The sequence below is a fragment of the Chryseobacterium sp. CBo1 genome (genome assembly GCF_001693475.1).
GTDB lineage: Bacteria > Bacteroidota > Bacteroidia > Flavobacteriales > Weeksellaceae > Chryseobacterium > Chryseobacterium formosense.
The window spans coordinates 89,557-112,431 of the sequence record NZ_MAUH01000002.1; the positions used below are offsets into that span (position 1 = coordinate 89,557).

Below are 22,875 nucleotides of genomic sequence, written 5' to 3' on the forward strand. Positions count from 1 at the left end.
TTTAATTTAACTTTTTAAACTTAAGATGATTTATTAAATAATTTTAAACTCAATGTTAAAAGTAAATTTTCTGTGTTTTGTTTTGATTCTGTTTTTTCAGTTGTCGTATGCTCAATTCAAGATAAAATCAATTTCACCAACTGTCGACCAACAAGATTCTTTTAATATTCAAATCATTAAAACTCTCGGAGAATTTTTAGAGACTCAGAATCCAAAATTCTGGCTTGAGTCTGATTTTAAAAGATTCAAATCTCCTTATTATGAAATTATTGGCATTGAAAGCGGAAAATTAGGAGACAAATTTTATCAACCGTCATTAATGGAGATAATTCCAACAGACGAAGAAGATAAAAGAATTGTAAAACTAGCTTTCATCGGATATAGTCCGGATACCAAATCCAATCTTGTAAAAGCAATCTATAATGTAATTGCTGTAAAAAATGGGGACAAAATTTTCTTTAGTAAATACATTGATTACGCAACAAGAAATTGGAAAATCAAGAATGAAGATAATATAACCTATTATATTTCAATAAATAAGAATTATAATCTTAAAGAGGCTGAAGCGCAAAAGAAAGACATCAACATGCTTTCAAAATTTTTTGACACTAAACGATTTCCTATCTTTTACTATTCAACAGTTTCTCCCGAAGAAGTTTTTAAATTGAAAGGATTTGACTATCATCCGATGATGTTCGCTGATAAATCTGGTGGATTTGCTGAAGATTACAACATTGTCATCTCGGGAAATAATTCAGAATATTACACACACGAAATTGTTCATTTATATACATCAAAACTTTTCCCTAAGATAAACCCATTCTTCGATGAAGGAATTGCCACTTATTTTGGAGGAAGCGGAAAGTTTGATTATCAATGGCAAAAAGGAAAATTGAAGAAGTTTCTCACAGAAAATCCTGATTTTGATGCTTTTGAACACTTAGATGTCTACGAAAGACTTTATTTTGAAAAGGAGACACCAATTCCTTATCTAGTTTCAGCTGTTTTATGTGAAATGATCATTTCTAAATTCGGCAAAGAAAAATTATTTTCAGTTTTCAAAAATGGAAATTCAGTGGAGGAGTGTATCAAAACATTTAATTTGAATAAAAATAATATAAATTTTGAATTGAGGAAGTTTTTAAAAGTTTAAAGCGGTTTATCATTCATCGACTTTTAACATATTAAATATTGACAAGTATCATTAATTTTCTTTTAATAAAACATTAAAAATTCCGAAATTAGCAGCCTTGAAATTGATTAATAGATTATGGAGCAAAATATTTTAGATTGTGTGATCGTTGGATCAGGACCGTCTGGTTTTACAGCAGCAATTTATGCAGCAAGAGCAGACTTGAAACCCGAATTATACACAGGTCTTGAACCGGGCGGACAATTAACAACCACAACAGAAGTTGACAATTTTCCAGGGTATCCTGCAGGAATTACCGGTCCTGAAATGATGATGGATTTACAGAAACAAGCTGAAAGATTCGACACAAAAGTGCATTATGAATTGATTACCAAAGCCGAATTTTCAAAAGAAGTTGGTGGTGTTCATAAATTATATGCAGGTAGCAAAGAGATTTTTGCTAAATCTGTAATTATTTCTACAGGAGCTACTGCAAAATATTTGGGTCTTGATGACGAGAAAAAATACAATGGAGGGGGAGTTTCAGCTTGTGCAACATGCGACGGATTTTTTTACAGAGGAAAAGATGTTGTTGTTGTCGGAGCTGGAGATACAGCAGCTGAAGAAGCGACTTATCTTGCAAAATTGGTGAATAAAGTAACCATGTTGGTGAGAAAAGATGAATTCAGAGCTTCAAAAGCAATGATTCACAGAGTGGAAAATACCCCGAATATTGAAGTGAAATTTCATCACGAGTTGATCGGAATTGAAGGTGAAAACAACTTGGTAGAAAGAGCTGTTGTCATCAACAACCAGACTCAGGAGAAATCTACGGTTGATGTACACGGAATTTTCATTGCTATCGGTCACAAACCGAATACAGATATTTTCGCAGGACAAATCGATTTGGATGAAAACGGTTATATCGTTACCGAAAAAGGTTCATCAAGAACAAATCTTCCGGGAGTTTTCGCAGCGGGAGATGTTCAGGATCATATCTACAGACAAGCGATTACTGCTGCTGGAAGCGGGTGTATGGCTGCAATGGATGCCGAGAAATATTTAGCAGAATTACATTAATAAATTCTAATTTTAGATAGTTAAGCACTTCGAGAGAGGTGCTTTTTTCTTTTATTGATGGTTGTTTTGTCTTCTTAAAGATTATTTTAAAAAAATAATTCCCCTGATTTATAGATAATTATTAAGTTTTGTTAAAATTAACACCTAATTTTTTTGCAATCACCGAAAAACACTCTATATTTGCACCACTGAAAACGAGAAATCGTAGTAAGTAAGGAGAGTTGGCAGAGTGGTCGATTGCGGCAGTCTTGAAAACTGTTGACTGTAACAGGTCCGGGGGTTCGAATCCCTCACTCTCCGCAGAGTAGGAAAACTAAATTTTTCAAAAACACTCAAAAATCTATTTAAAAAGCTGTAATTCAACGAATTGCAGCTTTTTTGTGTTTGTGTGATGCTCAAAATTTTTATAATTACGCATAATTTTTGTGGCAGAATCGTGGCACAATGACCAGTAAAAGAAACCGTGCCACAAAACAGATAGTAATCATTTGATTATCAAACTAGTAAATGGTGTTAACATCTTGACTAATGAGCAATTTAATTCGAAATTTATTAACTTAAAATTTGAATTATGTTAGAGAAAAGTTTTGGCATTACCTTTTTTTTAAAGTCGCCAAGTAAGAAGAAAGTAACGTATAGAACAATCTATTTAAGAGTTACAGTCGACAGAATCTCAAAAGAGATTTCAACTATGATGAGATGTGAACTAGAAAGGTGGAATCAAAAAACTGAAAGAGCTAGCGGTAGTAAGGAGGATGCGAGATCACTTAATTATTTTTTAGATTCTATTGTTCTGAGCATTACAAAATTACGAACTGAGCTGCATAACAGTGGTCAGTTTACCACTGCTCAAAGAATAATTGATCATATTAAGGGGAAAGATGTTTCCAGGGTAATGGTTTTAGAGGAATTTCAAAATCACAACGAAGAAATGCGACAGTTGGTTGACAACAAGGAATTCGCGATCGGAACTTACAAAAGATACGTTACTGCAAGATCTCATGTAGAAAAATTCATTAAGCATCGTTATCAGCGTGAAGATATAGAATTTAGAGAGCTTGATTATACTTTTGTTACAGAATATGAATTTTATTTAAAAACTGTAAGAAAATGTTCTAATAATACAACGCTTAAGTATATTGCCAATTTCAAGAAGATTGTCCTCAGAGCGATAGCAAAGGAAATCATTATAAAAGATCCTTTCAAATTATTTAAGTCCAAAAAAACAAAATTGGATAAAAAACCTTTGAGTACGAATGAATTGCATGTACTGGAAAATAAAATATTTTCAACTAAGCGCTTAACAGCGATTAGAGATATTTTTATCTTCCAATGCTATACTGGTTTGGCATACATAGATGTTAAGCAACTTTCTTATAAAGATATCAAAATAGAAATTGATGGCAGTATGTGGATTATGTCGAAACGGCAAAAAACTAAATCCTCTACAAATATTCCACTGTTAAAAAATGCTATTGAAATAATGAAAAAGTACAAGGATGATCCTATTTGCAAGGAATATAATCTAGTGTTGCCTGTAAAATCAAATCAAAAGATGAATGAATATTTGAAGGAGATTGCGATTTTATGCGAAATAGACGGTGACTTGAACACCCATAGAGCTAGAAGAACATTCGGCAGCACAGTTACCCTGAAAAACGGTGTACCAATAAATGTTGTAAAGGAAATGATGGGGCATCATTCTATTACTCAAACTGAGCAATATGCATTAACAACTCAGGAAATGATTAATAGTGAAATGTTGAAACTCAAGCAGAAGTTGGATAAGAATGATGAAATAATACCAGACACGGGAAGCATTTCTCAAAGTCTTACTGAAGAGGATCTTAGGATCCTTAAAGAGTTTGACTTGGTAAAAAGTAAGATTTTAAAGATGAAATGATTTTAAACAATAAAAATCCGTTAAATAAAAAAATTAACGGATTTTTTTGTCATTAAATTGGAGGAGAGCGCCCTGAAACATTAGTGAGTTTTGATATCTTAAAATTTCCAAAAAAAATTAGTAGAATATCTCAATGCAACTCCTTCCTTGTGGATGATATGAAGGTGTGTATTTTGTATAGCCGAAAAGCTGTAATTCTTTAAAATATTTGTGATACGTTGGAATGGTTTTGATATGTGATTTTTTCATCAGTTTACTGCGACTAATTCTAATTCTATTTTTATCATTCTGGGCAATTGCAATTTGAATAATTGCTACAATAATAGCAATATGCCACACATTCAGTCTTTTATCATCGGAAATTTTTTGCAAGAAATTAATCCATTGACCATCCATATTATTTAGATTCAAATAGTTTATAAAGATCCTTTTTGTTGTAATAGTAAGAACCCATTACTTTTTTATACCTTATTTTCTCACTAATACGCAGGTTTTGTAAAGTTGCTGGGGCAATATTCATAATTTTCCTGATTGACTTACTTCGTAGCCATTCGAATTCATTTTCAGCGGAAGAATGCTTAAAAATTTCTTCAGCGACAATTTTTTTGAACTCATTGATAATCTCGATTTTTAGATCATTTAGATCTGCACTCGTAATATTTTCCATATCTTCAATTTTAGAAGATAAAGTTATTTTTTGTAATCACCAGATTACTGCATTATGTATTAGGAAGCTTAAGTTGGCATTCTATTGTAATATTGTGTTATTGATAGGTGAGATAATAATTCAGTAGTTAACTCCCTCTGTACGTAGAGTAACCATAAGCAGAAAGTGTAATCGGAACGTGGTAATGATTTTTATCCCTGATTTCGAACACAACCTCAATATAAGGATAAAAACTTTCTGTATTGTCTTTTCTGAAATAATCGCTGGTGTAGTAAGTCAATTTGAAAATCCCAAGATTATCTTTTTCCGAAGGTAGAAAGTCCGAAATCCTGCCGTTGGTATCGGTGTTTTTCTCGTCTACAAAAGTCCATATTTTTGATTGTTTACTATACTTTTCTAATTTTATTTTGACGCCTGAAACTGGCAGTCCCTTAGACACATCCAAAATATGACTTGATAGTTGAAATGTATTTTTCTGAGCAGATGTCCCTATGGATAAAAGTGTGAAAAGGATGGTAAAGATGAATGATTTCATTTTTCTTATTATTTTAAATTAAAACTATTTTGTTGTGGTGATTCCGATTTCAGGGATGGAAGCAGACTGAGCAATCCAATCATCATTTTCAGCACTGCCACCATCTGATATGCCTACGCTGCCAATGATTTCACCTTTGTACCAAATGGGCGTTCCTCCGCTCAACAGAAGTAACTCAGGAAGTGAATTCATGTTCTTTGTGTCAGGATTCTTTTCCGAATTTTTTAATAACAAAAGGGTGGGTGTTTTCGTAGACAATGCGGTATAGGCTTTTCTCCCCGATGCTTCCGTATTGTGAGGTCCGACACCATCGCCTCGGAGGAGCAGAACTGTTGTTCCGGAAGCATCCAATAATGCAATAGAAACGTTTTTATTTTTTGTAGATGCTGCTTTTAAAATGCGTTTTGCCAACTCAAGTGCAGCTTCAGCACTTAAATTATTAACAGACTTCACATATTCATAAGTAGGGTAGTGTAGTATCGTTTTTTCAGTCTTGTTTTGTCCAAAGCATAAGTATGAACTCAGCAGGACAAACAAAAATTGTATTTTCATATCTTTTTTTTGCTGCAAAGTTAAAGACAAGAAAAATCAAAAACGTTGTCCTATGTCAACGTTTTCAGAGTTTAGATTTGATTCTGCTTAGGGTGGAAGGGGAGATTCCAAGATACGAAGCGACCATCCTGTTGGATACCCTACGTAAAAGATGTGATTGATATTCGATAAGCCATTTTACTTTATCTAATGCGTTAAACCCCTGAAATCCATAAATCCTTTTTTGTGCGATGATGAATCCGAGCTCCAAAATTTCAGTATATATTTTTGCAAACTCCGGCATTGTTTCAACGAGATGATAAAAGTCCTCCCTCGAAATACATAGCAATTCTGATTTCTCGATTGTCTGTAGATACTCTTGAGCAGGTTTCTGGTCAATAAAACTTGGCAAAGCTGTTGCAAAATTTCCTTCAAAAGCAAAGTACCTTGAGCTGTCTAGACCCTCTTTTGTGGTTGTGAATAAACGAATACATCCTTTGTTAATAAAATAATAACATTTGCATATCTGATCATATCGGAGAAGTATTTCGTTTCTATTTGTTTTTAATGGTTTAAAGAAGGATTTTATAATTTCAAGTTTTTCTGACGAGATATCACTTCTATTCCGGATATATTTTTCAAGAACTGAATACATGGGTGAGCAAAGCTAATATGATTGAATGATTCTTAAAGTTACATTTTTTTATATGATCTGCTACATAAAGTGCATTTGTTTTGTATGCTCTTTATGCTTTAATAAAGTTTAAAAATAATAAACTTTTTTTGTAGAGTTTCTTAGCTTGATGAAATTTGATTAATTTAACTGAAAAATAAAATCATAAGGTATCTTTCTAAATAATAAACGATGACAAGACGATTTCAAATTTTAAATATGGTTGCTCTGGTTGTAACAATTGGCATCAACTACCTTTCCAACACCGGAATTTTTAATAATGAAACGATGGCAACCATTTCAGCCAAGTTTCAGAATTTTTTTACTCCTGCAGGATACGCTTTTTCTATTTGGGGGCTTATTTATCTCGGGCTTCTTGGTTTTGTAATTTATTTCGGCCCTCTTACAAAAAATACTGATGTCAAAGAGAAAACTATTTTAAATGTTGGATGGTGGTTTGTTATTTCCTGCATTGCGAATAGTCTATGGGTATTGACCTGGTTATATGAATATATTTTTCTAACCATTCCTATTATGATTCTTTTGTTTATTTCCTTGCTGAAAATTATAGGAAATAACCTGTTGATAATTGAATCTAAAGACTTCAAAACAGCATTTTTCTTTCGCCTGCCATTTTATATCTACTCAGGTTGGATCTCTGTAGCTTTAATAGCAGATGTAGCAGCCTATTTGAAAAAAATACAATGGTCTGGGTTTGGAATTTCGGAGGCTAGCTGGACTGTTGTGATGTTTGCCGTTGCAACAATTATTCATTTGTATATGGTTTGGAAGCTGAACATGACCGCATTTGCGTTGGTGGCGGTCTGGGCATTAATTGCTATTGCGGTAGCGAATCAGGATTCCAACCAGACAGTTTACATTGCGGCTATTATTACGGCAATATTCATTTTTGTGAATGTTTGTTTTCAAATGTTAAAAAAAGAACCGTGTTCTAAAAGCTGGTGTTTTTAAATTTTTGTCTATGCGAGATCTTTTTTTTATAATTGGGAACATAATTTATAGGCGTTTCTTACCAGTTGTTGTAAATTAAAATACCATTTTCTTAAGAAGTGAAACAATAGACAGAAGGTGGCCATAAATAGGAAATACTTTACATCACCAATAATGGAAATCCTATTTTATATATTTATTAAAAAAAAATAATCAAAATAATTGATGTTAACTCATTTTACCAATCAACAGATAGCTGATTTAGAGGAAAGGAAGAGAATTGCAATGATCAATTCTCTGAGCGGCTTTAAAAGTCTTAATTTAATCGGAACCATAAATAAAGAAGGGCAAACCAATCTGGCTATCTTTAATTCTGTGATTCACATTGGTGCAAATCCTGCTTTAATGGGGTTTATTTCTCGCCCCGATTCCGTTGAAAGACATACATTGGAAAATATAAAGCAAACAGGATATTATACAATTAACCACGTTAATAAAAATATTTTTGAAAAAGCACACCAAACATCAGCACGGTATCAAAGAGAACAGTCAGAATTTGATGCTGCCGGACTGAAGATCGATTACAAAAATGATTTTACAGCGCCTTTTGTTCAGGAGTCAAAAATACAGATGGGTTTAACATTGAAAGAAATTGTTTCTATCAAAAGCAATGGTACGCAATTGATTGTTGGTGAAATTGTGGATTTGTATTTGCCCGACGAAATTTGGGAGGAAACGGGTATTATTGATATTGAAAAGGCAGGAACCATTGCCGGCTCTTCTCTTGATGGTTATCATGCCACCCAATTAATTAAAAGAATGAAATACGCAAAGCCACAGCAATCTTAACAATAGATTTGATTTTCTTAAATTATTATCTAAAATCTTAGTCGTTATCTTGGCAAAATAGAATTTTGATGAAGTACATCACTTATCAAATAATATTATATTTTTAAGTTTCCGGTCTTGTACCCATAACCGAAAAAATACCGAAATATTTGATGGAAGATTTACAGAGAATTTCTCTAATGTCACAAACAATAATCCTGTTTAGGGAACTTGACAGGACTCTATTCAAACCATTTATTAGAAGATATTGACAATATTTTGAAGGTTTTAAATGGTATTTAAGTTCTAAAAGTGAAATTAGAAAATAAGTCACATAGTATATGATAATTTTCTGATAAACAAAAACATATCATAATATCTTCTCAAAAAAAGCCTACTGGAAATTAAATTTGTACATTTAAAAATATAGTAATCTTAGTATAAATAGAATAAAAATAATTTATTTGATCAAGTGAATTATTAAAGTTTTAAATTTATCCAAAAGCTTTTACAATCGTCTCAATATCTGTGCTTTTGTAATCGGTATATATATGATAATGAAATTCATTAAGTTTTTTCAAAATCCTAAGAAATTCATTCTTCTCAACTTTATCAAGCTTTCCGGATAAAATTTTTGAGATTAAGTTGACATTAGAAACCGAGGCATGAAAAATTTCTTCACCTTTTTTAGTCAAATTTAGTCGTTTGCTGCGCTTATCATCTTTATCATTTTTCTCCTCCAAAAATCCTGCTTCCAAAAGTCTTTTGATGATTTGAGTTCCGGTTTGTTTCTCGTGACCGTTTTTTTCTATCAATTGAATTTTCGTTAAAAAAGGTTCGTCTTTTAAGCGGTACAGGTAGGTAAATTCTTCATTCGCTAATTCAGGAAAATCTCCCAAACCTTTTCTGATCAGTAATTTAGAATATCGTCCTAATAAGAGAACCTGTTTGCAAATTTCATTTTCGGTAAATGAAACCTGATGATTTTCATTTTTAAAAAGCTTGGTCGGACTTTCATCAGCATATTTTTTATCATTCATCCACACGCGAAAATCATCAACGGTAGAGTTGGATTTGCAGGCGTCAGAATGTTCAAATTCTTTCACTTGATGGAGCAGGTCTATGAAAAAGTCGGTTTGCATAATAATTTTGGTAAAGATATTAGTTTTTGGGAATGATTACAATTTGATGTTACTCATTCCTCCGTCAATTCCAATGACCTGTCCTGTGATCCAAGTTGAATTATCAGATAATAGAAACGCAACCATTTTTGCGATTTCGTCGGCTCTTCCGACTCTTTGCAATGGATGTCTTTTTCCTGAAGCTTCCCGTTTTTCAGGTGTTGAAAGAAGTGGTGAAGCTAAATTAGTATCCGTTAAAGAGGGAGCGATAGCATTCACTCTGATTTTCTGAGTAGAAAATTCTGCGGCCATACTTTTCGTCAAACCTTCAACAGCACTTTTACTTGCAGAAATTGAGGCATGAAAAGGCATTCCAAGCTTTGCCGCCACCGAACTGAACAATACAACAGAAGCAGTTTCCGACTTCTTCAAATTAGGCAACAGTTTCTGAATCATTTTCACAGCACCCAAAACATTGATTTCAAAATCATTCATGAAATCATCAACAGAAAGACGGTTAAATGGCTTCAAATTGATACTGCCTGGCGCATAAACCAACCCATCAATCACATCAGGAAAAGTAATTTTGTCTAGATTTCCGGAAATAATATCCATTGGATGAAATTCAATATTTAAATTTTCAACTTCATTATTTTGAGTTCTCGAAATACCTATGATGGTGTTGTTTTCCGACAATAATTTTGCAGAAGCAAATCCAATTCCCTGTCCGCAACCGATAATGACTATGTTTTTCATTTTATTTTGTTGTTATCGTTTAGAAATTTTATTATGACTTATCGTGCGTTGTCTTGTACATTTAAACCGATCAATTTCAGGATTTCTCTTCATCAGATGTTTTTGGCTCACACCCGAATTCACTCTTTTTCTCCAAAGCCGAAAACTTGATGGTTTTAACTCTCTTCTCATCAATTCAATCACTTCAGATTCTGAAATTCCAAACTGAAATGCTATTGCTTCAAATGGCGTTCTGTCTTCCCAAGCCATTTCAATGATACGGTCTGTCTGTATTACATTAAATTCTTTCACCATTATTTTAAATTTTTAATCGTATGCCGGGCGATTTTAAAGTGTTCAGATTTTTTCTCATCCGTCATTTTATCCAAAGTTCGCAACATCATTCCCAATCTCGGATTTGTTTTGAAAAACTCTTTGTTATCATTCACAAAATTCCAAAAGAGGGCATCCCATTTTTCCGTCCAGTCGCCATCAGGATAATCACTCATTTTTTTGATGTAATTGCTCCCGCTGATATATGGTTTTGTACTCATTTTTCCTCCGTCAGAAAAGCTGCTCATCCCATAAACATTAGGAACCATTACCCAATCGTAAGAATCGATGAACATTTCCATAAACCATTGGTAAACGTCGTCTGGATTAAGTTTCAACAGATTCATAAAGTTGGCGAAAATCATTAATCGTTCGATGTGATGTGCATAACCAGTTTCCAGGACCTTCAAAATTGTGCTGTCAATTGGTTTAATTTCAGTCCTTCCCGTATAAAAAGATTCGGGAAGCGGATTTTGATGCTTCCAATAATTTTTATTTCGCTGATAAGTTCCCTGATAAAGGTAAATCCCTCTCACAAATTCTCTCCAACCCAAAATCTGCCGCACAAATCCTTCAAGAGAATTGATGGGGATTTTATATTCGTTCGCATATTCAATGGCTTCTCTCAAAACGTTTTCTGCAGTTAAAAGCCCAATGTTTAACAATGGCGAAAGCACGCTGTGATGCAGAAAATGTTCGCGCACGACGATACTGTCTTCATAGACCCCAAAATCGGCAAACCGCAGTTCCAGAAACTGATTCAACCAATTTTCAGCTTCCTCAAAAGTGACGGGATAGAGTTGATGCGACGTTAAATTGCCATAATTTTCATTAAATTTTTTCCTGGTATAAATTTTCGCTTCCTCAAAATATGTGCTGTTTTCCGGGAAGTGAATGGGTGGAGCTTTTTTGTTCTTTGGATATTTTTTACGGTTTTCTGTATCGAAAGTCCATTTTCCACCGATTGGTTTTCCGGCTTTCATTAGAAGATTTCGGGAAATTCTCTGTTGCTTGTAAAAATCAGTTTGATGATACGATTTTTTATCTTTAAAATAGTCTTTCAAATCTTCCTTAGTATTTATAAACAAAGGATTTTCAATAATCTCTAATTCCAATTTAGTTTCCTTAATTCTCTTTTCAAGCCAATTGTCACAAACATCTGTGATGAGAATTTTGTCAAAATTTAGTTTTTCCAAATGCTTTATTAAATTTCGAACATCAGAAAGTGGAGAAGTACTTTCAATATATTCCACCTTGAATTTTTCTTTGGTCAAAAATTCCTCATAAAACTTCATACTCGCCCTATGAAAGGCAATTTTCTGTTTGTGAAATTTGTATTGTTTAAAAAATAGAAACTCTTCCACCAGAAAAACAGGCTGATTTTTATCCAGATAATCCGTGTCTTTGAAAAGCTGATGTGGGAATATCAATTGTGCAACGGGTAATTTTACTCTAGCCATAAATTCCTGAATTTTTTGTCAGCATCATACTGTTCCGCCTGGTTTTCAGCGTTGAAAGTTCTGCTTCTGGGATCGTTTCCAACCCCTGCCAGATACATCCAGTTTCCATAATTACTGTGAACATCATAATCTAAAAGCATTTCTTCAAAATACGCAGCTCCAATCCTCCAGTCCTGCTTCAGGATTTTGCAGAAGTATGATGCCACATTTTGTCTTCCGCGATTGCTCATCCAGCCCGTATTTTTTATTTCCAACATATTTGCATTGATGAAATCAGAATTTGTTGCACCATCAATCCAGTACTGAGTTAAATTTTCATTATTTTGCCACTTATGTTCTTGATTAGAAATTCCATTTCGCTGAAATATTTTATTCCGAAACTGCATCGAAGTGTATTTAAAAAAGTCACGCCAAAACAATTCAAAAATCAGCCAATACGTGGAATCGTTGGCTCCGAATTCGGCTTCATATTTTTTAATTTCGTGATAAATAGATACAGCAGACAAACTTCCGTTCCCTAACCAGGAAGAAAATTTGCTGCTGTATTCTGCATCAATTAAACCATTTCTTGTTTCTTTATACTGACTTATATTTTGGGTTTCAAAAAAGTAAGAGTTTAATCGTTTTAAAGCTTCCGTTTCGCCGCCAGTAAATGGGAAAGCTGACGATGAATGGGTTTCAAAATCCTCAAAACCTAAAGTTTTTAATGTTATATCGTCGCTCTTAATTTTTAAATCGAAAGTGGATTTATTGTAAACCAAATGTTCAGAATCAAACTCATTTCTGATTTTAAAATCTTTTTCTATTTTTTGTCTGAATGTAGTAAACAGTAGCGGAATTTTATCTAATCGTTCTTTTACGAAATCTGGTTCAAGCAAAAGTTGAGAATAAGATTTTACCCATCGTACATCAGGAAAAATGGTTTTGATTTGATTTTCCAATTCAATTTCGTCCTTTGTCCATTCTCTCTGACAGAATATTTTTTCAACCTCAAAACCTTTAGAAATCTGCTTAAAAATATCTTCGGTCTTACCCAATTTTTTAAGAAACGGAATCTTCTTTTCTTTTAAATTATTTTCCAAATCCGAAACAGTTTGCAACAAAAATTTAGCCCGAAATTTTCCAATTTTCTTAAAACTAAGTTGTGTCGAATTGAAAAAAGATTTGTCAAAAATATACACTGCAAGAAAAGGTAACTGTTGTTGCATCACGTTGAAAAGTGATTCATTGTCTCTGATTCTTAAATTGTTTCCGAACCAGAGGAGGTTGATTTTTTGTTTTTCCGGCATTTTTCGCTGCAATATTTTACTTCGTCCCAATTTTTCTTCCACTTTTTCCGCCAGTTGAAGGGTAGTCCGCAGACTTCACAAATCTTTGAAGGTAAGTTGGCTGTCATTTATTGGTTAAAATTTTTGTACTGATTGATTACGACATTTTTGGCTTTCAAATCGTGCATCATATTATACAAACCAAAAAATGTACGGTTCAGATAAATAAAATGTTTCGAACCTCTGTTGGTATTCATTCCTTTCATGTCGCTGATTTTGGCGTATTTCTGACTCAGATCTGCAATTTCCTGAAAAAACGATTCATCAGAAAAATCAAAAATTTCTGCGTTAAAAGGTCTTGTGAACAATTCCAGCAATTCGTAGAATAATTTTGTGAAAAATTCTTGTTCTTTAGAAGAATCATTAGAACTCAAAATCTCCAGATCGTATAATTTTTCTTTGTAAAATTCAGGATTATTCAGATTCTCAAGTTTAGCCAACTCAAAATAGGGTTTATAAAAGTCATTCGGGATTTCTTTGATACACCCGAAATCAATCACGAGCAGTTTTTTATCTTCTGAAACCAGAAAATTGCCTGGATGTGGGTCTGCGTGAACCTGTTTTAGGGCGTGCATTTGGTACATATAGAAATCCCAGAGTGTCTGTCCGATTTTGTTCAAATCTTCCTGAGAATTTTTCAATTTTGTGAATTCCGAGAAATGTTTTCCGTTCATCCAATCCATTGTGATGATTCTTTCGCAAGATAATTCAGGATAATATTTTGGAAAATCTAAATTCGAAAGATGCCTGCATTTTTTAGAAATTTCCTGACTTCTTTTCAGTTCAAGATCATAATCTGTTTCCTCAAACAATTTATTTTCTACTTCCTGAAAATAAGATTCTGAACCTTCTTTCTGGATATTAAACATTTTCATCGCAATAGGTTTTACCATTTTCAAATCACTTGAAATGCTTTCTCTCACACCGGGATATTGAATTTTTACAGCAAAATTTTGACCATCTTTTTTCGCTTTATGAACCTGTCCGATACTTGCCGCGTTAACGGATTCATTCGTGAATTCATCAAATAGATCCTCGGGATTTTTTCCGAAATATTTTCTAAAAATTTTCTTTACCAAACCTCCCGAAAGTGGCGGAACAGAAAATTGTGACAAAGAAAATTTTTCAACATAAGCCTGCGGAAGAATGTTTTTCTCCATGCTTAACATTTGGGCAACTTTCAAGGCTGACCCTTTCAGTTCTTTCAGAGAATCGTAAATGTCGGTTGCGTTGTTTTCATTCAAAGCTTTTCTCGCTTCGCCCTCATCTTTATTTTTTGTGATTTTATTTCCGTAGTATTTAATGTAATTAACACCTACTTTTGCTCCTGCTTTCAGCAAGCTGCTCGTTCGTTCCAGCTTTCCTGTTGGTATTTTATTGAGTGTTTTCATCTGCTATTTTTTAAATTTTTCTTTAAATAAAAACTTTCCGAGGTCAACTACTTTTCTCAAAGGTTCGTTATCCATCAGTTCAAATCCTGTGTCAATTGTTTTTTCGATGAAAATATCTGTCTTTTCGAATGATGGAGATGTATCTTTTTTCCAAAATTCAATGACGGAAACCAAATGAATCCACAACGCTTCTTCACGAGCTTTTTCGTGGAAATTTTTCACATCATCTTTCGCTTTTAGAATCATTTCCCAATCATTAAAATCAAGAGTTTTGATGAATTGTCGATGCGTTTCCTTAAGCTGATTTGAAATTTTTGCTAAGTGTAATTTGTTATTCCCCAAAATCATCAGAACCAAAGAACGGTTCATCGTCATATTTTCAAAAAAGATAAAATAGACATTCAACAGTTTTTCTTTTGAAGTAATTTCATCAGAATTGTTAACTTCCGAAGCTAACTCTACAGATTTATCAAAAAGATTGACCAACATTGATTTTTCTATCTGTTCAAAACTTGAAAAGTAATCATAAAAGTCTTTTTCTTCGAACTCATTGTCTTTTGCGAAGCGGTAAATGTTTTTTGGTCTTTCGCCGTGATTCAAAACGTAGTCACCATACAATTCAAATATTTTATCTTCTGTAATTATATTTTTTTGTTCCATTATTGATTTTATTTATCAACAAATTTAGTAATTAATTTTACTAATTAAATAAATAAAGTATAAATTTGTACTATAATAATGATTCAAAATATAATTAATGCTTACAATACAGGCTCGATCTAATGTACCGACCGATTTTGGAATGTTTACCGTCTATGCATTTTCTGAAAATGAAAATGACTGGTGTCCACATTTGGTTTGGGTGGCTGAAAAAACAGATTTTAATGAAGTTGTTAATGTACGTTTCCATTCGGAGTGCATTACCGGAGAAGTTTTCCATTCGAGGAAATGTGAATGCGGACAACAACTGGATGCGGCAATGAAATTTATGTCGGAAAACGGAGGAATGATTATTTATCTCAGACAGGAAGGCAGAAATATTGGAATCATCAATAAATTAAAGGCTTATGCTCTTCAGGAACAAGGTTTTGATACGGTAGAAGCAAATTTGAGATTAGGTTTGCCGGCAGATGGTAGAAGTTTTGATGTTGCAATCGAGATGCTGAAAATGCTGGAAATTTCCAAAGTTAATTTATTGACCAATAATCCTGAAAAATTGAAAGCTTTCAACAACAGCAGGATTTTGCTCAATAAAAGAATTCCTTTGGAAATTGAATCAAATCCTGTCAATGCGTCTTATCTTACTACAAAGAAGGATTATTTTGGGCATCTCTTCGAAAAACTTTAAATTACATTTAAAATTCATAGAAAAATTCTTTAACTGATTCAAAATTAATCTCATGAAAAAGATTTTATTAACGGGAGCAACAGGTTACATCGGTAAAAGGATGATGAGTGTGATTACAGAGCAAGGCTACAAAGTGGTTTGCTGAAGCCGTGACGTCAGCCGATTTTCTAAACCTGCAGGCATCGATGATAATTTAATTGAAGTCATTGAAGTTGATTTTCTGAAAGAGGAAACTTTGAAGAATATTCACGGATTGATTTTTAAAGGGATGGTGAGAAAATTGGCTGCGGACCATTAGATGAGTTTTATTCATAAAAAACTTTTGAACACAGGAAATGTAGATTTCAACCCCCCCCCCCTTTATGATAGCATATAATCATATTTTTTTCTCTTAAAATGTCTCTCGCAATTAATGATGACTTTCAAATACATTGTTACCTTAAATAATTAGATAGCATACAATACTTAATGATAAATTGTAAATTTCTTCAAAATCATTTTTAAAAGCCTAGAGTCTATCAAATTATGTGTGGACATCCATCGGCTGCAAAGAGCTATCAATAATTTGCTGTATAACTGCATAAAGCATAATCCACGTGGCTGTAACATCACATTTTTGATTTCCAATGAAAGGGAATATGTTTTCTTTTGTGTCTCCGATGATGGAAAAGGAATGACATCAGAGGAGATCACGACATTAAAAACGCGATCGAAATATATGTCAAACAGTAATCTATTCAATCAAAGGCAACATGGATTCGGACTCTACATCGTGCAGCAAATTGTAAAAATGCATGCAGGAAACACTGATTTTAGAAGGAATCAAATGGGTGGGCTTGATGTTGTTATTGCTATTCCAAAATAGTAGTTAATTTAAATTTGAAGAATTTGATCAACATAGAGTACGATAAAAGTCCTTTGCTATTTTAGCTCTGTAAAGTCGCGCTTTGTAATGTTCATTATCAGGCACACTTCCTGGTATCGAGCCATTGTTCCTCTTTAAAAATGGGCGTATATTTCTGTGTGCATTTTCGGTCAGTTCCAAAAGCGCTTTTAGCTCATTTTTCATTCCGTCTAGTGCGGACTTTTGTATTGCTAAGACTTCCATATCCAACTTGATTTCTATTTGAAAATCTAATTTATAAAGTCTTTTTTAGTATTTTTCTATGCTGTACTCATTGGCACTGGAAGGCAGTATTTGGCTGGACAAGAGCAATTATTTCATGGTTTTAATGAATCAATAATTAGCTATCACAGTTCATTTTTTGCCAAATGGTAAATATGCCAAAGGATATTATTTTTAACTTGCACATATGGAAGAACTGATTGAATATATTCTGCAATTTGGAAATCTTAACAAGCAGCAAATTGATCTTGTAATAAGTAAGCGAGAAATTCTGCAATTAAAAAAAGAGGATTATTTTTCTGAGGCGGGGAAAATTCCAAAGCAGGTTGGGTTCATAGTAAAAGGAGTTATTCGTGGCTGTTATTATAATAATAAAGGCGAAGAAATTACCCGTTGTTTCATCAGCGAAAACAGCCTGGTATGTGATTATGTCAACTTCGAGGCGAATGCTTCATCTTCCGAGTACTTGCAAGCTATTACAGATTGTAGCCTTATTGTATTTTCAAAAAAAAATTGGGAAGAACTATCCCATACTATCGTGGGTTGGGACAATATTAAAAATAAAATGGTACAGCTGTGCATGTATCAAAAGTCAAGAAAAGGTCCCGTAATTTCGCAGGACGCTACCACAAGATATCTTGAATTTTTAGAAAATTATCCTTCATTGACCAACCGTGTTCCATTATCATACATAGCATCCTATTTAGGAGTAACACAACAATCTCTTAGCAGAATACGGAAAAACATTCGCTGATGCACTTTTTACCATTTGGTAAATGATGCCACTGTCTAATACCTCAATTTTGTATTGAAAATTTAAAATTACAAAATATGAAAACAGTATTAATTACAGGAGCAAACAAAGGCATCGGTTTTGAAACTGCCAAACAACTTTTGGAGAGGGGATTTTTCGTATTCATTGGAAGTCGTAATATTGAGAACGGTTTACAGGCAGTTCAGAAACTTAATGCAGAAGGATTTTTCAAATGTAGAAGCCGTAGAACTGGATGTTACTGACCTTGCATCGGTACTTACGGCAAGGGAAGAAATAGGCAACAAAGTTTCGGTTTTGGATGTACTCATCAATAATGCAGGTATCAACGGGGGAAGCGATCCTTACACCGTATTGGAAGCCACAAGTGACCAATACCTGAATGCATTTAAAACAAACTTGGTAGGTACAGCGAATGTTACACAAGCTTTTATAAATCTGCTCAAAAAATCCTCAGAACCAAGAATAGTCAACTTGAGTACCAGCGTTGGCTCTCTTTCATTGCAAAGCAATCCGGAATGGCCTGCATATAATTATGCCAAATACGGAGTTTACGCAATATCAAAAGCGGCTCTGAACATGTACACAATTCAGTTAGCCTATGAGTTGCGTGATACAAATTTTAAGGTAAATGCTGTTTGCACCGGACTTACGAAAACCGATTTTACATTCTTTAATGGTGGCGAAGTCAGCGTTGCGGCAAATAGAATTATCAAATATGTTCTCATTGATAATGATGGACCAACAGGTAGATTTTTCAGCGAAGAAACAAATCCTGCAACAGGAGAAATTCTTTGGTAAAAGCAGTTAACTGGTGATAAAAAGAGGTTGGCAAAAATAGCCAACCTCTTCCTTCTATGGCCAATGACAAAAATTTGATACAAGTGTCTTTGTGACAGGACTTCTTTTTGCTAGTATACCAGCAGGTTCCGTTACGACAACTCTTGAAACCTTAAACCAAAAATTATCAATATCCCAGAAAAAGGAAATAGTGGGAATCCCTGCAATAAAAGAAGAAAGATATTCCAGAGTTAGTGGAAATAGGTTAATTTATTGAAGTATATGGGTTTGATCCAGCTAAATTATCGGAAAACGAGGGATTGGAAATGACACTATCACAATCAGATTAATCACTTTTAGAATAGTAAAGCAACTGATTGTCAGATAAAATGAAACAGGAAATCGACAGCAATTATAAACGTATAAAATCCGACATCCTGAGTATTGTCGTAAGCGAAATGGAGCGCATCAAAAATGATCCGGATTTGCAGCATTTAGTGAAAGAAGATAAATAAAGCTCTTAGCTGGAATTATAACACGGCTGAACTTCCTTCTTCCTGCTTCAGATATTTATTTGCCTGCATTTGATAAAACTCATCCATGAAATCGGCACCCCATTGCTCCATTGAGGCAATAAGTGGCAAAAGGGATTTCCCCAAATCAGTTAAAAAATATTCTACTTTTGGAGGCAATTCGGGATGTATTATTTTTGAAACCACGCCGTGTTCTTCCAATTCTTTTAATTGTAGGTTCAGTACTCTTTTGCTGGCATCAGGGTGCTGTTTCGCCAGTTCGCTAGGCCTGCAAAAACCTTTATGAATTGAATTTATCAGGCAAGGTTTCCATTTTCCTCCAATTATTTCCATCGTAATACCCATTCCGCAGCTAAAATCCTTTGGTATCTTCTTCTCGTACATGTGTCAATACTATTTAAGACCTTAAAATTATTACTTTAATTCTGTATGACAATAGGGATAAAATTTTCACCAGGTCAATATTTTGCCCCATATTTTACCTGACATTCTATCAACGTAGCTTTGCCTCTGTAAATTTATAAAAATAAAAATTATGGAATTATCGAACAAAGATAAGGCTGCTGCTATCCAGAATAGCATTGAAACATCAACATTAGAAGAAACCGGACTTATTCATCCAACTTCTTACAAACAGCACAATCCAAATGTTGAAACAGGCCTACAGGCAATTTTAGCTTTACATGACCAAATGCCGATGCACAAAGTATATACAAATGTGGTGCGTCAATTTCAGGATGGAGATTACGGTTTTGTTCATATCGATTATTTTTTATTTGACTATACCGCGGCATTTGACATACATCGTTTTGAAAATGGTGTAAGCGTTGAACACTGGGATAATCTTCAAATCAACCCAAGAAAATTAAATAAAAGTGGCAGGACAATGACGGATGGAAAAACTAAGGCCATCGACCACCATAAGACGGATTCAAATAAAAAAATTGCACAAGATTTTGTTCAAAACATATTAATCGACGGGAACTTGGGGGATATTTCAAAATATTTTGATGGCGATAGACTAATACAACATAATCCTCACATGGGCGATGGAGTAAAAGAATTTATAGATGTACTGTCAGAATGGGAAAAGGAAGGTAAACCGCAAAAATATACTCAAATACATAAAGTTTTAGGCGAAGGCAACTTTGTTCTGGTACTAAGCGAAGGATATCTGGGCGGAGAGCATTCAGCCTTTTATGATCTTTATCGAATAGAAGAAGATAAAATAGTGGAACATTGGGACGTGATTGAAGCGATTCCTGAACCTGATAGAAGAAAAAACACCAATGGAAAATTTTAGTAATGAAAAACGGTGATAAATATTCCAAATATATCAGTACTTTTTTTGTAGTATTTCCGACAACATTCATTATGTCGTCCACATCACATTTTCTGAAGCATACTTATTCGGATAACTTCATTACCAATTTTATTATATCATGGTTTGTAGGATTACCTATAGCTTACTTAGCTGTTTTATTACTAATTCCATTAGCTAATAAGTTAACTGGTTTCATTTTAAAAAAACGGTTACCTAAAAACTGATATCAGGTGATTTGATTTTATTCTTTAGGCTTGCAAAATAAACCTCAAGAACCTTATGGCAGGTTAGTGAAATGTTAGCTCATTCATTAACCTGCCTTAATATTATTACAAGTGTGTAACGATTCCGAAGCACACTTTCCCAAATTTTCAATGAAAAGTTGGTTCATAATTTGCTGAACTCAAAAAACCTTCTTATCTTTGCTTCAGAATTAGTAGAAGAGCATTTACAATTATGGTTTTAACCGAGAAACAAAAAGAACTGATTGAGCAATTTGGCGTACTGAATGAAAAGTATGGATTGCCACCTGCCGAGTGTAGGGTTTGGGGACTTTTTCTGGTTGCCGACAAAGTAGAATTGACCTTTGATGAAATTATGGAAACCTTGCATTTAAGTAAAGGTGGAACCAGCAATGCATTGAACAGGTTGATGATGACACACCACATAGAATACATTACCAAGCTTGGCGATAAAAAACGCTATTTCCGTTGTAAGATGAACAACTGGACACAGATGACCAAAGAGAATTTCGAGAAATTCGATGACCTGAATGTTATACTGAAAGAAATACTGAAAGCCAGAACAACCAAGACCCCACAATTTAATAATGACCTTAAAGAAGTAACCGAATTTTTAGACTTCGTTTACAAGGAATTGATGATTGCCATCAAAAAATGGGAAAACAGGAAATAACCTTTTTTTTGTCTTTAAAGTTCATAAAAAACTGAACTGATTAATAATTATTGAATATAATAAACAAAATGAATAATAAGGTTTTAAGATACTGTCTGCTGATATTATTGACGATGCCACATTTCATCTGGGCACAGCAACCAGTAAGTTTTACGTTAAAGCAAGCGGTAGAATATGGTGTTAGTCATCATCTTTCCATTAAGAAGTCTGATTTTGAATTGGAGAAATACAATCAAAAATTCAGGGAAGAATTGTCCGGATACCTGCCACAAGTAAAGGCTGATGCAGCCTACACCAACAACCTGAAACTAATTACGCAGATTATCCCCGGTGAATTTTTGGAGCAGCCCGGTCAGGATCAAGCTGTTCAGTTTGGAACAAAATACAATGCATCAGCAAATATTGAGCTATCGCAAACGCTGATCGATTTTGAGAAAATTACCGGTCAGAAAATAGCAAGGCAGCATTCCAGAATAGGTATGCTAGACAAGCAAAAAACCGTTGAGCAAATTATGTATGATATTTCAAATGCCTACACCGTTTCACAGGTTGCATTTCTGCAACATGCAGACATCCATAATAACATATTGCAAATAGATTCCCTTTTGGTGAGTGTACAGTCGCAGGTTGACAATGGCTTTGCCAACTCGATAGATCTAAAGCGATTACAATTTGAACGGAGTAATCTGCAAACCAGGCTTCAAAATGCACAGCTTGAATACGAGCAAAGCATGACCATACTAAAGTACACAATGACATTTCCTTTAGAAGAAAAAATCAGTATTGAAACAGAAATAGACCATTCCACACTATCTCATCTTCTTGGCGAAGACATCAGCATAAATTCTCTGGACATTCAATTGCTTCAGGAACAGGATAAATTAACAACGTTGGCCTTAAAGCAAATGAAGCATTCTTATTTACCCAAGCTCTCATTCAATTTTAAATATGGAACATTGGCACAACAGAATGAGGCGAATATTTTCAGAAGCACTACAAACTGGTATCCCAACTCTCTAGCAAGCTTAAACCTATCCATACCCATCTTTGACGGAAACTATAAATTATCAAAAGTCAGACAGCTGCAATTGGAGCATAAGCAAAATGAACTGGACATAACAATCCAACAAAATACAGTAAACAAAGAAATGAAGAATGCAAAGGAAAGGCTGACGATCAACACCTCAAATTTAGCAACCACTAAAGAGAGTAAAACCCTTGCTGAAGAAGTATATGCGCTTTCCTATATCCAGTTTCAAAACGGCTACACTTCATTGAAAGATTTATTGGATGCCAATATCCAAGTGAAGGAGTCACAGACAGCCTATTTAAAGGCCATCTTAGAAGTTCAGTCAGCAGAATTAGAATTCCTAAAGATATCAGGAAACATACAATCTATTTTAAAATAA

Annotated in this window: 29 protein-coding genes, 1 tRNA gene and 1 pseudogene; 17 read left to right on the top strand and 14 right to left on the bottom strand. The window is 33.9% G+C overall.

From position 1 onward, the window contains the following. Window positions 1–52: 52 nt before the first annotated feature. The 4 genes from BA768_RS02980 (at window position 53) to BA768_RS02995 (ending at window position 4,115) form a co-directional block, all read left to right on the top strand. Window positions 53–1,153 carry a hypothetical protein gene (locus tag BA768_RS02980; protein WP_065719636.1) on the top strand — a complete coding sequence of 367 codons (1,101 nt, stop codon included), beginning with the start codon at window positions 53–55 and terminating at the stop codon, window positions 1,151–1,153. 117 nt (window positions 1,154–1,270) lie between these two features. Next, window positions 1,271–2,212, top strand: a complete 942-nt coding sequence (trxB, locus tag BA768_RS02985) for a thioredoxin-disulfide reductase (RefSeq protein WP_065719637.1) — start codon at window positions 1,271–1,273, stop codon at window positions 2,210–2,212. 215 nt (window positions 2,213–2,427) lie between these two features. Then, window positions 2,428–2,512, top strand: a tRNA-Ser gene (locus BA768_RS02990). A 271-nt stretch (window positions 2,513–2,783) separates the two neighbouring features. After that, window positions 2,784–4,115 (top strand): site-specific integrase, encoded by a 1,332-nt coding sequence (locus BA768_RS02995; RefSeq protein WP_065719638.1) that lies wholly within the window; start codon window positions 2,784–2,786, stop codon window positions 4,113–4,115. A 117-nt stretch (window positions 4,116–4,232) separates the two neighbouring features. Here the strand turns inward: BA768_RS02995 and BA768_RS03000 are convergent, their stop codons facing one another. The 5 genes from BA768_RS03000 to BA768_RS03020 all read right to left on the bottom strand — a co-directional run bounded on the left by BA768_RS03000 (window position 4,233) and on the right by BA768_RS03020 (window position 6,503). Further along, window positions 4,233–4,511, bottom strand: a complete 279-nt coding sequence (locus tag BA768_RS03000) for a hypothetical protein (RefSeq protein WP_065719639.1) — start codon at window positions 4,509–4,511, stop codon at window positions 4,233–4,235. 1 nt (window position 4,512) lies between these two features. Then, window positions 4,513–4,782: a DNA-binding protein gene (locus BA768_RS03005; RefSeq protein WP_065719640.1), complete on the bottom strand. Its 270-nt coding sequence runs from the start codon at window positions 4,780–4,782 to the stop codon at window positions 4,513–4,515. Between the two features lie 127 nt (window positions 4,783–4,909). Next, window positions 4,910–5,317 (bottom strand): hydroxyisourate hydrolase, encoded by a 408-nt coding sequence (gene uraH / locus BA768_RS03010; RefSeq protein ID WP_065719641.1) that lies wholly within the window; start codon window positions 5,315–5,317, stop codon window positions 4,910–4,912. A gap of 24 nt (window positions 5,318–5,341) precedes the next feature. Continuing rightward, on the bottom strand, window positions 5,342–5,869 hold the full coding sequence (locus BA768_RS03015) for a GlcG/HbpS family heme-binding protein (RefSeq protein ID WP_065719642.1): 528 nt from the start codon (window positions 5,867–5,869) through the stop codon (window positions 5,342–5,344). A gap of 64 nt (window positions 5,870–5,933) precedes the next feature. Then, on the bottom strand, window positions 5,934–6,503 hold the full coding sequence (locus tag BA768_RS03020; protein WP_065719643.1) for a Crp/Fnr family transcriptional regulator: 570 nt from the start codon (window positions 6,501–6,503) through the stop codon (window positions 5,934–5,936). A gap of 210 nt (window positions 6,504–6,713) precedes the next feature. On the opposite strand from BA768_RS03020, the gene BA768_RS03025 reads away from it, so the two are divergent. Beyond that, window positions 6,714–7,493 (top strand): hypothetical protein, encoded by a 780-nt coding sequence (locus BA768_RS03025; protein ID WP_065719644.1) that lies wholly within the window; start codon window positions 6,714–6,716, stop codon window positions 7,491–7,493. Between the two features lie 204 nt (window positions 7,494–7,697). After that, window positions 7,698–8,321 (top strand): flavin reductase family protein, encoded by a 624-nt coding sequence (locus BA768_RS03030; protein WP_065719645.1) that lies wholly within the window; start codon window positions 7,698–7,700, stop codon window positions 8,319–8,321. 473 nt (window positions 8,322–8,794) lie between these two features. Here BA768_RS03030 and BA768_RS03035 read toward each other — a convergent pair whose 3' ends face one another. From BA768_RS03035 to BA768_RS03065, 8 genes are read right to left on the bottom strand one after another with little or no spacing between them, the layout of a single operon-like run. Then, window positions 8,795–9,442, bottom strand: coding sequence for a MarR family winged helix-turn-helix transcriptional regulator (locus BA768_RS03035; RefSeq protein WP_065719646.1), 648 nt, complete (start codon window positions 9,440–9,442; stop codon window positions 8,795–8,797). A gap of 36 nt (window positions 9,443–9,478) precedes the next feature. After that, window positions 9,479–10,177: an SDR family NAD(P)-dependent oxidoreductase gene (locus BA768_RS03040; protein WP_065719647.1), complete on the bottom strand. Its 699-nt coding sequence runs from the start codon at window positions 10,175–10,177 to the stop codon at window positions 9,479–9,481. 12 nt (window positions 10,178–10,189) lie between these two features. Then, entirely contained in the window at window positions 10,190–10,471 is a 282-nt protein-coding gene (locus tag BA768_RS03045) for a TIGR03643 family protein (protein WP_065719648.1), read from the bottom strand. Then, window positions 10,471–11,949, bottom strand: coding sequence for a cryptochrome/photolyase family protein (locus tag BA768_RS03050; protein ID WP_065719649.1), 1,479 nt, complete (start codon window positions 11,947–11,949; stop codon window positions 10,471–10,473). Before BA768_RS03050 ends, BA768_RS03045 begins: the two co-directional genes overlap by 1 nt. Then, window positions 11,937–13,238: a DASH family cryptochrome gene (locus BA768_RS03055; protein ID WP_065719690.1), complete on the bottom strand. Its 1,302-nt coding sequence runs from the start codon at window positions 13,236–13,238 to the stop codon at window positions 11,937–11,939. Before BA768_RS03055 ends, BA768_RS03050 begins: the two co-directional genes overlap by 13 nt. Further along, complete coding sequence (locus BA768_RS20840) at window positions 13,190–13,345, bottom strand: DUF2256 domain-containing protein (protein WP_083206575.1); 156 nt, start codon at window positions 13,343–13,345, stop codon at window positions 13,190–13,192. The genes BA768_RS03055 and BA768_RS20840 overlap by 49 nt, the downstream gene beginning before the upstream one ends. Continuing rightward, on the bottom strand, window positions 13,346–14,668 hold the full coding sequence (locus BA768_RS03060) for an ABC1 kinase family protein (protein ID WP_065719650.1): 1,323 nt from the start codon (window positions 14,666–14,668) through the stop codon (window positions 13,346–13,348). Window positions 14,669–14,671: 3 nt separating this feature from the next. Further along, complete coding sequence (locus BA768_RS03065) at window positions 14,672–15,328, bottom strand: hypothetical protein (RefSeq protein ID WP_065719651.1); 657 nt, start codon at window positions 15,326–15,328, stop codon at window positions 14,672–14,674. A 97-nt stretch (window positions 15,329–15,425) separates the two neighbouring features. Between BA768_RS03065 and ribA the strand changes: the two genes are divergently transcribed. The 7 genes and pseudogenes from ribA to BA768_RS21015 form a co-directional block, all read left to right on the top strand. After that, window positions 15,426–16,016, top strand: coding sequence for a GTP cyclohydrolase II (ribA, locus tag BA768_RS03070; RefSeq protein WP_065719652.1), 591 nt, complete (start codon window positions 15,426–15,428; stop codon window positions 16,014–16,016). Between the two features lie 52 nt (window positions 16,017–16,068). Then, on the top strand, window positions 16,069–16,161 hold the full coding sequence (locus tag BA768_RS21010; RefSeq protein ID WP_123947053.1) for an NAD-dependent epimerase/dehydratase family protein: 93 nt from the start codon (window positions 16,069–16,071) through the stop codon (window positions 16,159–16,161). 384 nt (window positions 16,162–16,545) lie between these two features. Further along, a complete protein-coding gene (locus BA768_RS21710) occupies window positions 16,546–16,881 on the top strand; it encodes an ATP-binding protein (RefSeq protein WP_410493492.1) in 336 nt (111 codons plus the stop codon). Window positions 16,882–17,329: 448 nt separating this feature from the next. Further along, on the top strand, window positions 17,330–17,896 hold the full coding sequence (locus BA768_RS03085) for a Crp/Fnr family transcriptional regulator (RefSeq protein WP_065719654.1): 567 nt from the start codon (window positions 17,330–17,332) through the stop codon (window positions 17,894–17,896). Window positions 17,897–17,973: 77 nt separating this feature from the next. Further along, the gene (locus tag BA768_RS21640) at window positions 17,974–18,159 is read left to right on the top strand and encodes an SDR family NAD(P)-dependent oxidoreductase (RefSeq protein WP_317039927.1); all 186 of its coding nucleotides are present in this window, start codon (window positions 17,974–17,976) and stop codon (window positions 18,157–18,159) included. Beyond that, window positions 18,110–18,715: an SDR family NAD(P)-dependent oxidoreductase gene (locus BA768_RS03090; RefSeq protein ID WP_317039928.1), complete on the top strand. Its 606-nt coding sequence runs from the start codon at window positions 18,110–18,112 to the stop codon at window positions 18,713–18,715. Before BA768_RS21640 ends, BA768_RS03090 begins: the two co-directional genes overlap by 50 nt. A 362-nt stretch (window positions 18,716–19,077) precedes the next feature. Next, window positions 19,078–19,209: pseudogene (locus tag BA768_RS21015) on the top strand (conjugal transfer protein TraG); the annotation flags it as partial. 15 nt (window positions 19,210–19,224) lie between these two features. On the opposite strand, the gene BA768_RS03095 reads toward BA768_RS21015, so the two are convergent. Then, entirely contained in the window at window positions 19,225–19,611 is a 387-nt protein-coding gene (locus BA768_RS03095) for a winged helix-turn-helix transcriptional regulator (protein ID WP_065719655.1), read from the bottom strand. A gap of 151 nt (window positions 19,612–19,762) precedes the next feature. Between BA768_RS03095 and BA768_RS03100 the strand changes: the two genes are divergently transcribed. From BA768_RS03100 to BA768_RS03115, 4 genes are all read left to right on the top strand, one after another. Next, window positions 19,763–20,530, top strand: a complete 768-nt coding sequence (locus BA768_RS03100; RefSeq protein ID WP_065719656.1) for a hypothetical protein — start codon at window positions 19,763–19,765, stop codon at window positions 20,528–20,530. Between the two features lie 2 nt (window positions 20,531–20,532). After that, complete coding sequence (locus BA768_RS21715; protein WP_065719657.1) at window positions 20,533–20,775, top strand: DUF2798 domain-containing protein; 243 nt, start codon at window positions 20,533–20,535, stop codon at window positions 20,773–20,775. 232 nt (window positions 20,776–21,007) lie between these two features. Further along, window positions 21,008–21,466 carry a GbsR/MarR family transcriptional regulator gene (locus tag BA768_RS03110; protein WP_026706452.1) on the top strand — a complete coding sequence of 153 codons (459 nt, stop codon included), beginning with the start codon at window positions 21,008–21,010 and terminating at the stop codon, window positions 21,464–21,466. Between the two features lie 68 nt (window positions 21,467–21,534). Next, window positions 21,535–22,875 carry a TolC family protein gene (locus tag BA768_RS03115; RefSeq protein WP_083206577.1) on the top strand — a complete coding sequence of 447 codons (1,341 nt, stop codon included), beginning with the start codon at window positions 21,535–21,537 and terminating at the stop codon, window positions 22,873–22,875.

Bases quoted from the DNA above. Each gene is read 5' to 3' on its own strand.
- BA768_RS02980 (WP_065719636.1), top strand. From the start codon at position 53: ATGTTAAAAGTAAATTTTCTGTGTTTTGTTTTGATTCTGTTTTTTCAG.
- trxB (WP_065719637.1), top strand. From the start codon at position 1,271: ATGGAGCAAAATATTTTAGATTGTGTGATCGTTGGATCAGGACCGTCT.
- BA768_RS02995 (WP_065719638.1), top strand. From the start codon at position 2,784: ATGTTAGAGAAAAGTTTTGGCATTACCTTTTTTTTAAAGTCGCCAAGT.
- BA768_RS03000 (WP_065719639.1), bottom strand. From the start codon at position 4,511: ATGGATGGTCAATGGATTAATTTCTTGCAAAAAATTTCCGATGATAAA.
- BA768_RS03005 (WP_065719640.1), bottom strand. From the start codon at position 4,782: ATGGAAAATATTACGAGTGCAGATCTAAATGATCTAAAAATCGAGATT.
- uraH (WP_065719641.1), bottom strand. From the start codon at position 5,317: ATGAAATCATTCATCTTTACCATCCTTTTCACACTTTTATCCATAGGG.
- BA768_RS03015 (WP_065719642.1), bottom strand. From the start codon at position 5,869: ATGAAAATACAATTTTTGTTTGTCCTGCTGAGTTCATACTTATGCTTT.
- BA768_RS03020 (WP_065719643.1), bottom strand. From the start codon at position 6,503: ATGTATTCAGTTCTTGAAAAATATATCCGGAATAGAAGTGATATCTCG.
- BA768_RS03025 (WP_065719644.1), top strand. From the start codon at position 6,714: ATGACAAGACGATTTCAAATTTTAAATATGGTTGCTCTGGTTGTAACA.
- BA768_RS03030 (WP_065719645.1), top strand. From the start codon at position 7,698: ATGTTAACTCATTTTACCAATCAACAGATAGCTGATTTAGAGGAAAGG.
- BA768_RS03035 (WP_065719646.1), bottom strand. From the start codon at position 9,442: ATGCAAACCGACTTTTTCATAGACCTGCTCCATCAAGTGAAAGAATTT.
- BA768_RS03040 (WP_065719647.1), bottom strand. From the start codon at position 10,177: ATGAAAAACATAGTCATTATCGGTTGCGGACAGGGAATTGGATTTGCT.
- BA768_RS03045 (WP_065719648.1), bottom strand. From the start codon at position 10,471: ATGGTGAAAGAATTTAATGTAATACAGACAGACCGTATCATTGAAATG.
- BA768_RS03050 (WP_065719649.1), bottom strand. From the start codon at position 11,949: ATGGCTAGAGTAAAATTACCCGTTGCACAATTGATATTCCCACATCAG.
- BA768_RS03055 (WP_065719690.1), bottom strand. From the start codon at position 13,238: ATGCCGGAAAAACAAAAAATCAACCTCCTCTGGTTCGGAAACAATTTA.
- BA768_RS20840 (WP_083206575.1), bottom strand. From the start codon at position 13,345: ATGACAGCCAACTTACCTTCAAAGATTTGTGAAGTCTGCGGACTACCC.
- BA768_RS03060 (WP_065719650.1), bottom strand. From the start codon at position 14,668: ATGAAAACACTCAATAAAATACCAACAGGAAAGCTGGAACGAACGAGC.
- BA768_RS03065 (WP_065719651.1), bottom strand. From the start codon at position 15,328: ATGGAACAAAAAAATATAATTACAGAAGATAAAATATTTGAATTGTAT.
- ribA (WP_065719652.1), top strand. From the start codon at position 15,426: ATGCTTACAATACAGGCTCGATCTAATGTACCGACCGATTTTGGAATG.
- BA768_RS21010 (WP_123947053.1), top strand. From the start codon at position 16,069: ATGAAAAAGATTTTATTAACGGGAGCAACAGGTTACATCGGTAAAAGG.
- BA768_RS03085 (WP_065719654.1), top strand. From the start codon at position 17,330: ATGGAAGAACTGATTGAATATATTCTGCAATTTGGAAATCTTAACAAG.
- BA768_RS21640 (WP_317039927.1), top strand. From the start codon at position 17,974: ATGAAAACAGTATTAATTACAGGAGCAAACAAAGGCATCGGTTTTGAA.
- BA768_RS03090 (WP_317039928.1), top strand. From the start codon at position 18,110: ATGCAGAAGGATTTTTCAAATGTAGAAGCCGTAGAACTGGATGTTACT.
- BA768_RS03095 (WP_065719655.1), bottom strand. From the start codon at position 19,611: ATGTACGAGAAGAAGATACCAAAGGATTTTAGCTGCGGAATGGGTATT.
- BA768_RS03100 (WP_065719656.1), top strand. From the start codon at position 19,763: ATGGAATTATCGAACAAAGATAAGGCTGCTGCTATCCAGAATAGCATT.
- BA768_RS21715 (WP_065719657.1), top strand. From the start codon at position 20,533: ATGAAAAACGGTGATAAATATTCCAAATATATCAGTACTTTTTTTGTA.
- BA768_RS03110 (WP_026706452.1), top strand. From the start codon at position 21,008: ATGGTTTTAACCGAGAAACAAAAAGAACTGATTGAGCAATTTGGCGTA.
- BA768_RS03115 (WP_083206577.1), top strand. From the start codon at position 21,535: ATGAATAATAAGGTTTTAAGATACTGTCTGCTGATATTATTGACGATG.